This is a genomic window from Pedobacter kyonggii, from assembly GCF_004310665.1.
GTDB lineage: Bacteria > Bacteroidota > Bacteroidia > Sphingobacteriales > Sphingobacteriaceae > Pedobacter > Pedobacter kyonggii.
Map to the genome: position 1 here is coordinate 1 of NZ_SIXF01000059.1, position 6,845 is coordinate 6,845.

At 38.1% G+C, this 6,845-nt stretch carries 7 protein-coding genes and 1 pseudogene; 5 read left to right on the top strand and 3 right to left on the bottom strand.

Translation table 11 applies throughout. The annotated features are described in order from the left end of the window. Positions 1-299, top strand: a pseudogene (locus EYS08_RS26230) (hypothetical protein); the annotation flags it as partial. A gap of 329 nt (positions 300-628) precedes the next feature. On the opposite strand, the gene EYS08_RS25420 reads toward EYS08_RS26230, so the two are convergent. Continuing rightward, positions 629-1,135, bottom strand: a complete 507-nt coding sequence (locus tag EYS08_RS25420; RefSeq protein ID WP_131032692.1) for a DUF5343 domain-containing protein — start codon at positions 1,133-1,135, stop codon at positions 629-631. A gap of 519 nt (positions 1,136-1,654) precedes the next feature. Between EYS08_RS25420 and EYS08_RS25425 the strand changes: the two genes are divergently transcribed. Beyond that, positions 1,655-2,059: an EVE domain-containing protein gene (locus EYS08_RS25425; protein ID WP_131032693.1), complete on the top strand. Its 405-nt coding sequence runs from the start codon at positions 1,655-1,657 to the stop codon at positions 2,057-2,059. Between the two features lie 146 nt (positions 2,060-2,205). After that, a complete protein-coding gene (locus EYS08_RS25430) occupies positions 2,206-2,820 on the top strand; it encodes a hypothetical protein (RefSeq protein ID WP_131032694.1) in 615 nt (204 codons plus the stop codon). Positions 2,821-2,976: 156 nt separating this feature from the next. Here the strand turns inward: EYS08_RS25430 and EYS08_RS25435 are convergent, their stop codons facing one another. Further along, entirely contained in the window at positions 2,977-4,158 is a 1,182-nt protein-coding gene (locus EYS08_RS25435) for a cation:proton antiporter (RefSeq protein WP_131032695.1), read from the bottom strand. A gap of 70 nt (positions 4,159-4,228) precedes the next feature. Next, positions 4,229-4,750, bottom strand: coding sequence for an acyl-CoA thioesterase (locus EYS08_RS25440; RefSeq protein WP_131032696.1), 522 nt, complete (start codon positions 4,748-4,750; stop codon positions 4,229-4,231). A gap of 181 nt (positions 4,751-4,931) precedes the next feature. Here EYS08_RS25440 and EYS08_RS25445 point away from each other — a divergent pair, with 181 nt between their 5' ends. Together EYS08_RS25445 and EYS08_RS25450 are read left to right on the top strand one after the other, a co-directional pair. Next, entirely contained in the window at positions 4,932-6,419 is a 1,488-nt protein-coding gene (locus tag EYS08_RS25445; protein ID WP_131032697.1) for an alpha-amylase, read from the top strand. A 169-nt stretch (positions 6,420-6,588) separates the two neighbouring features. Beyond that, positions 6,589-6,845: transposase DNA-binding-containing protein (locus EYS08_RS25450; RefSeq protein ID WP_208745942.1), on the top strand; the 257-nt coding region annotated here is incomplete at its 3' end.

Genomic DNA, 6,845 nt, shown 5'->3' on the forward strand with positions numbered 1-6,845 from the left:
TGAGACTCTCCTATGCAGAGCCTGAGATAGAACTCTCAGCAGATTCCTGTTTTACGGCACAGGAACAGGAGTTTCTTGATCATCGGATAATCCGTCTTGAAGGGAAAACCCAAAAGCAGAAAAACCCATATCAGGCAAAAGACCTAAAGAGGTATGTATGGGCAATAGCCAGACTTGGGGGATGGAAAGGCTACGAAAGTAAAAGACACCCAGGAATTACAACCCTTTGGATAGGCATCAAGTATTTTAAAGCATCAATGCAGGGCTGGGATATCCACAGAGATGTGTCCACACGATAGCCTAAATCAGGAGGGGTGCTTTCCCTCATAGCTGTACAGGGTAAATGGCGAGTTAAAATTTGAATGTTTATATCGTGAAGTTTTTTGAAATCTTCATTACCAAATTTTGATTTTTTTATTCGTTCAGTTTTATCAAGAGCTTCTTCTGTTAGGATGCCTTTAAAAACAAAAGAGTATAATTTATCTTTGTCCATAGGGAGATTAAAGCAAGTGTTCCTTTAGACTTTTAAAGATTGCATCATAAACAGTAATGTCACGAGTTTCTGGTAAATGTATCTGGATGTTATAATGCATTTCTGTCGTTATCTTTTTACTGATTAATTCGCGTGTCATTTTATGTTCATTCTGAGGGGGATTTCTTCCGTAAAATGCTCCTGATGTTTTACTGCGACAGCCTCTTTTGATGATTGATTAGAAAAGTCTGCATATTTGCATAATGCAGTAAAAGTATTCGACATCCAATTTAATACAGCATCTGATTTGCTTCCTTGCGTCAACGTTTTCATCTTGTTTTTGACATCAGCTGTCGACATTTTGTTAGCCTTAACGTTTACTGAAAATAAATCCGTATATGCTTCTTTGATTGCTTCGCCTATGACATGCTTTGACTGCGATTGGTCAAGAAATTTAAAATATCTATCTTGTGGAATGCCATTGCTATCAATAAAACCAAGAGATTTTAGCAAACCAATAAGAAGTCTGTCATTTGTGCTTTTGAATTCCAGCTGTTCTAAAAACTTATTGGTAAACTTTGTCGGTGCTTTAGCGTTTAGCAACGAATTTAAAAAACTGTCAAGGTTCTTTGTTGTCACGAGGTATTGTTCTGGTAATGCCATATCTTATTTATCTGTCTATTTAAAATACTGCTAACTCCTAGACACACACTATCACCAAATTAAAAACCTTCATTGATCTTTATAGGTGATTTTTAAATAGCGTAATTAGTAAATTTGATAGTTGTTAAACGTTTATACTCAGATAACCCATCGTGAAACCAAGAGAAGAGAGCGTATAACATTTATTTAGTTTACTCTAAAATATAAATATTATCTTAATCCTCAATACGGAAGACCATAAATTTAAAAAGAATATTATATTAAAGCTTATGTGATACGTTTGCGAAGAGAAAATGTGTGAGAATCAGCAGTTGCGAAGCAACGGGATTCTGCCAATGTTTTAACACAAGTGCAACGCAGCATTTTCGAGAACGCATGATGAGCTGAAAAGTGGGGCCTGGCTAGATTTATCCAGGACGAAGCGCAGTGCTCAATCTCCTTATATTATCTCCATTCTTTCCGACCTATTTTCTAATCCGTTCTGTTTTGTTAGTTTTGAGCTTTAAATAAAGAAATACAATGAATCATTGGTTAGTAAAATCAGAGCCTTTTAAATACAGTTGGGAAAAATTTAATCAGGATGGCCGTACCTTTTGGGATGGTGTTCGTAATTATCAGGCCAGAAACAACCTAAAAGCCATGCAAGAAGGAGATTTGGTGCTTTTTTATCACAGTAACGAAGGTAAAAACGTGGTGGGTATTGCAAAAGTAGTAAGGGAGTTTTATCAAGATCCAACTACCGATGATGCCAACTGGGTAGTGGTTGATTTATCGCCTGTAGAAAGCTTAAAAAATCCAGTTTCTTTAGAGCAGATCAAAGCTGAACCAAGTTTGGTTGATATTTCATTGGTTCGACAAGGACGTTTGTCGGTAATGCCATTAAAAGCAGAAGAATTTGACAAGATTCTGGAAATGGGAAGCTAGTTTTTTCCCTTTAATAATTTTGGGGATTAGTGGTAGAAGCATATGTTAAATATAGAATTGGATGTGCTAAAAAATACCTGCCGGCAACCAAAATAATAGCACAACGATGATGAACATTTGATTAAATGAACTAATTAAATAAGATAATGTCACCTGATGCAAATAATTTCCCGGCTATTCGTTCCAAAACTTCTAAAAGCTGGACTTCGTTTATCAACGGCCTGGGTTTAATTTTTTGCGTGTTAACACCACTTTTAACGGTGTTAATGGCTATAATGGTATGTAACAGTACACACATTAACATAGAAATAAAGGCTCTGATAGTTGTCATTGCATTATTTGCTGTATGGTTTTTTGTATGGTTATTGGTTGCTACAATAAAAGAAAAATCGAAGAATAAAATAACCCATGTAGTAGTTGACCGTAACGGATTGCATCATTATACTGATAATGAGGAATTAATAAAAACAATGCCTTACAATTTATTAATGCCAGGTGGGGAAAATGGAAAGTATGATGTCTTTATAAATCTAAGGGTAGGCACAGACTTAGATCCGGATTTGAGTGTTTATTTATTTGATGAAAAATCAAATAAAACGGTAACAAGAGCTGTCTTATTAGAATGCGACCTTGTAATTACTAATGGCAATTTGTTATTAGCACACTTTATAAAAGGAATAATTATTTTCAGGCCGGATCTGAAAATCGATCCAAATGTTTTAGGCTTATACAAGCTCAAAGAATTTGAGCCAACACATTAGTTATATTCGTCTAAATCGAAACTTCCGCTACTTAACCGAATGTTTTTCCGTTAAGCGGAATTTAGCGTGCTACTTCATATATTTTAGATGATTTACTAAACCTGACCTCAATTAACCGGTTAACCAGTTTATACAATTAACCGAATGAACCAATGACTAATGAACTATACTATTCCTCTTGCTCAACGTAATCCCCAGCGTCATTACAATACTCGATCCCAGTACAACCAGGAACAGGAACGGCGTACCCACCTCCGGTATTTTTAAGGAAGCTGGCAGGTTAAAATAAAGCAAAATGCTAATTAAGCCGCGGGGAGCGATGTATAAAATGGGGCCTAAAGTATCCTTTTTAAATATTTTAAGGAAGAGCATCCTGATGAGGTATATCGTGATCAGAATGAAAAAGCCATTGGCGAGTACAATCTTATCGTTTAGTTCGCCAATGTTCATCGTAAAACCGAAAATCACGAAGAAAAAAGTCCGCAAAATAAAGGCACTTTCTGCCGATAACTGGTAAAGCTGTGATAAATCGGCCGTTAAATTCCTGTATAAAAAAATACTCCTGAACCAAACGTTCTGGATGGTATCGGCATTGTTCAGGAATAAACCTGTACTCAGGATCAGCACGAGCGAAGAAAGGTGGTAAGATTGACCAATGGCATAGACCAGGATGAGGATGGCGATAATCAGGAAAAATTTGATATGGTGTACCAACCGGCCCATAATGTACAACAATACCACACAGGCAATGGCCGATAGCAAAAGGATGAGAAAGGTACTTAAACCCAGGCCGATAAATGCGGAGGTAGTGACCGAATGGTTGGTAATGGTGAAATTAAAAATGATGATTCCCAAAATATCAGAGAAAGAGGATTCGTAGATCACAAACTCTTTATCTTTATTGTTTAAAGCTGCAGCCGATGGAATGGCAATGGCCGAACTGATTACACTAAAAGGGATGGCATTAGCAATACAGGTATATAAATCGTGGTGCGAAATCTGGTAAATGATAGTGGTAATTACGCTGGTGGTACCGAGTAAAATACTTAAGGCCGAAAAAAAAGTGCTTTTAATGACCTTGTTTTTATGCCGGTCGTATTTAAGCTCGAGAGACCCCTCAAAAACAATTAAAATTAAACCTACAGTACCCAATGTGGGTAGTATTGAGAGGAAATTGAAGGTTTGTATTTTAAGGTTATCGACCAGTAAACGTAAACCAATACCCAAAAGCAGGAGCAATAAAACCGATGGTACTTTGGTTTTACTTGCCACTAAATCAAACAGATAAGAGAAAATTACTAATCCGCTTAAAATAATAAGAATGGTATAAGTTGTCATATTTTTCAGCGTAGGGTAAACCGCTAAAATAAAACAATCATGCTAAGCAGAAAGAAATTTAGTGTAAAAATTATGCTTTAAAGAAAAGTGCCTTTAGTTCGCTGGCATCATCAGGGCTCATTTTTCCGCCTAAAACCAAACGCAATTGCCTGCGGCGTAAAGCTCCGTCAAATAAATCGATTTCTTCGGGCGTTTCTGGTATTAGTTCTGGTACAGGGATGGTACGGGCACTCTGATCTACCGCAACAAAGGTATAATAAGCTTCATTACTTTTTTGGCGGGCACCACTTGGAATATTCTCTGCCCAAACATCTAAACGAACTTCTACTGAAGTATTAAAAGCCCTGGTTACTTTGGCCTCGATGGTAATTACATCCCCTAATTTAATGGGTTGTTTAAAAGAAACGTTATCAACCGAAGCAGTTACCACGATACGGTTACAGTGTTTTTGAGCCGAAATTGCCGCTGCAATATCCATCCAATGGAGCAAGCGTCCACCCATTAAGTTGTTTAAGGTATTGGTATCGTTTGGTAATACCAATTCGTTCATGATGGTAAAACTTTCTTTGGCAAATTTCTTTTTTAAACTCATTTGATGGCAAAAGTAAGTAAAATGTGGGTAAAATGGTATTGCAAATAGATTCTGACGGATTTAGAAGTTGTTTCTGCGGTGATCTGCGCAATCAGTGGGAAAAAGGATGTGAGGTTTTCCTGTAAAACCAAAAAACAATTCGTAAAAAATCATGTTATCCATACAAAAAAAATCGAATTTAATGCAAAACCAGACCCTGATCCAATTTTTCCATTGGTATTATAATGAAGAACAAAATTTGTGGACTAAAGTAGCTGCCGAAGCAAGTCATTTAAAAGAAATTGGGATAACCGCTGTTTGGTTGCCTCCAGCTTATAAATCAAACAATGCGGCTTACGATGTTGGTTATGCAGTTTACGACCTTTTCGATTTGGGCGAGTTCGATCAGAAAGGAAGTGTGAATACCAAACATGGCTCTAAAGATGAGTATGTCAAAGCTATTGAAGCGCTCCACGATAATGGGATTGGCGCTTTAGCCGATGCAGTTTTTAATCACAAAGCCGGAGGCGATGAACTCGAAAAAATAGCCGTTAGAACTGTAAACCCAGAAGATAGAAACGAATTTACCAGCGATGTTTTCGAAATAGAAGCCTGGACGAAGTTTACTTTTCCTGGGCGGCAGGGTAAATATTCCGAGTTTATATGGAATCATGAGTGTTTTAGTGGGGTAGACTGGGCAGAAGACCTCCAAAAAACGGCTATTTATTCGATCCAGAATTATTTAGGAGAAGGTTTTGAAGTGGTTCCATCTACTGAATTTGGCAATTACGATTATCTGATGTTCAACGATATTGATTACCGAAACAGGGCTGTAATTGAAGAGTTGAAATACTGGGGCGAATGGATAGTGGAAACCACCAAAGTAGATGGTTTTCGGTTAGATGCAGTTAAACACATCAATCCGGATTTTATTGTAGAGTGGATCGATCACCTGAATCAAAAATTTAACAGGGAGTTTTTTATTGTTGCCGAAGACTGGAATGTGGTGGATAGAGAAGGACAATTAAAATATATTGAGATTACGGGGGGGCGGACGCAAATATTTGACTCGCTTTTACACCATAATTTTTTCCTGGCGAGTAAGGACAGTGAATTTGATATGCGGACGATTTTTGATGGAACCTTGGTTCAGGTAAAGCCTGATCTGGCGGTAACATTTGTTGATAATCATGATTCGCAACCTTTACAGGCACTGGAATCTTATGTTGATTTTTGGTTCAGGCCTTTAGCTTATGCCATCATCCTGTTGCGTGTACAGGGGATTCCGTGTTTGTTCTTTCCTGATCTGTACGGAGGAATTTATGATGATAAAGACAAAGAAGGCGATGAGGTGCATGTGGAGTTAGTGGCAATTCCTGCAGTAGAAACCATGAGTAAAATCCGGACAGCCTTAGCCTACGGTGAGCAGCGCGATTATTTTGACCATGCTATTTGCGTAGGGTGGACACGTGCGGGAGATGAAGAACATGAAAATAGTGGCTTGGCGGTATTGTTGAGCACAGGAGGGGAAGGCTTTAAAGAAATGGAAATAGGTAAACACTTTGCAGGAAAAACATTTGTTGATGCCTTAGGATACAGACAACAAGAAGTAACCATTGATGAAAATGGCTGGGCGGAGTTTCACTGCAATGCCGGAAGTGTATCGGTGTGGGTGTTGAAAGTGGAGTAGGTCGATCGTCATTCCCGTGCAGACGGGAATCCTAATGCAACTTACAAACCCGGCTTAATGCTTTAAGATCCCCAATCAAGTTGAGGATGACGCATGGATTTAACCTTACGCGTCATTCCCGTGCAGACCTATCGTGTGGACACATCTTTTTATTTACTTTGCACTTGATATGCGTCGAGAATTTACAGATTTAGGGGATCACCGTTTACTTTTAAGAGGGAATAAGATTTTAAATGATCTTTTTAGCCGGAGTGTTCATTCGATACGCCAACTTACAGATGATGATGCATCCGCAAAAGGCTTCTACCGTTTTCTCCTGAATGAACGGATAAGCGAGAATGAACTCTTGTCCAACCTTATTGGGAACTGTAAAGCAGCCTGTTCAGGCAGATATGTTATCTGCTTTCAGGACACTACCGAGATTAA